This is a genomic window from Campylobacter sp. RM12654 (genome assembly GCF_020137585.1).
In the GTDB taxonomy this organism is placed as follows: domain Bacteria; phylum Campylobacterota; class Campylobacteria; order Campylobacterales; family Campylobacteraceae; genus Campylobacter_E.
Window position 1 is genome coordinate 1 of record NZ_JACGAR010000090.1, and the last position, 382, is coordinate 382.

1 protein-coding gene is annotated in these 382 nt (G+C 25.7%); it reads left to right on the forward strand.

From position 1 onward, the window contains the following. Positions 1-382: BspA family leucine-rich repeat surface protein (locus tag AVBRAN12654_RS09440; RefSeq protein ID WP_336614399.1), on the forward strand; the 382-nt coding region annotated here is incomplete at both ends.

Sequence of the window (382 nt, forward strand, 5' to 3'; positions counted from 1 at the left end):
TGTAAAAATTTCAACCAGCCTTTAGATTTTGATATATCAAATGTAATTGATATACAAGGTATGTTTAATGGATGTGAGTCATTTGATTTTATTAAAATGATTAAAAATGAAGATTTGATGATAAAAATAGCTTATGAGATAAATGTAGCAAGAGAATATATGCTAAATAATAATTTGATAAAAAAGGTAGCAAACAAATACCAACCAGCTAATAAATACGAACTAAAAGTTCTAGTTTATACAGATGGAATTAGTCTAAGCGATATTGATACTAGTTTAATCACTGATATGAGTGAGCTTTTTTATAAAAGTGATAGAAAAGACTTTAGTGGGATAAATGAATGGGATACTTCAAATGTAACTGATATGAGTTTTATGTTTT